2 protein-coding genes are annotated in these 1043 nt (G+C 44.0%); both read left to right on the forward strand.

Annotation, left to right across the window (positions count from 1 at the left end):
* The first annotated feature begins 164 nt into the window (after positions 1-164).
* Positions 165-482 (forward strand): hypothetical protein, encoded by a 318-nt coding sequence (locus AC27HD_RS18805; RefSeq protein WP_032097289.1) that lies wholly within the window; start codon positions 165-167, stop codon positions 480-482.
* Positions 483-591: 109 nt separating this feature from the next.
* Entirely contained in the window at positions 592-948 is a 357-nt protein-coding gene (locus tag AC27HD_RS18810) for a DUF2750 domain-containing protein (RefSeq protein WP_487107806.1), read from the forward strand.
* Positions 949-1043: the final 95 nt, after the last annotated feature.

Raw genomic sequence — 1043 nt, forward strand, 5'->3', positions numbered from 1 at the left:
GCTAACAAACAACTGTTGTCGTTCGCTCGCGCTCACTGGGACATAAACATGCAGGCTCAGTCGCTCCGCTCCACTTTTAGCCTGCATGTTTATGCCCCAAAGTAAGGTGTTATGTGCCAAAATAAGTTAACCAGAACGTCCAAATATCAGTAAAAGGAATTATTATGAGTTTGAAACCGTTCCCAAGCATAAAGCCTAGAAACCTAGGTTTATTATTATTTATTGCTCGTGCACTCACTTATTTCGGGGTTGTATTAATTGGTGTAGCAATAGCGTTAATTGCAGCCACGCTCTTTGCTTATTTTTTTCCAACAGCACCAGTTAGCGGCAGTACAGAGACTTATCGTATAGGTCTTGGTCCAATTAAAGCCAGTTTTCTTATCATTGCTGTAGGCCTTTTTGCCATTGTATTGTCAAACATCTTCGCGGCAATTGTGTCTTGGGAAAGCTCGCTTTCAGGCGAGGAGCATAATGGCACATAACAAAAAAATTATGTCACCCGCAGGCGGGCTGGGACACAAACAAGCAGGCGGCTTCGCCATTGTAGCCTGCCTGTTTGTACCCCATATTTAAAAGTTAGGAGACAAGGAAATGTCAGCAGGCGTCGCACAAGCAAACAAATTATATGAAGAAGTCGCAGCGACTCAAATAGTTTGGTTTGGTTGCCTCCCAAACGAAATACTCTTAGAGTTTGATGTTAGTGACAACAAAGTATCTTTGCCACTGTGGTCTTCCAAATCTAGAATCGAGAGGCTTAAAAAACTGAATCCTGAACTGCTCCGAGACGTAGAAGCTCGAAGTGTTAGCTGGGCACAATTTAAGGAGCACTTCTTACCTATCCTACAGGATGATGAGAAAGTAGTTGGGACAAACCTTTCAGGGAAAAACCTGACCGGCATAGACATTCCAGCATCAATACTAGTTAAGCAAATAGAGGCATTTGGGTAATGTCTCCTAACAAAAAAATCAAGTTCGCCCGCTGCGCGGGCTGGGACGCAAACATGTGGGCTGCTCACTTCGTTCGGATTTTAGCCCACACGTCC

The organism is Alteromonas sp. 4NS20-0143 (genome assembly GCF_057542855.1).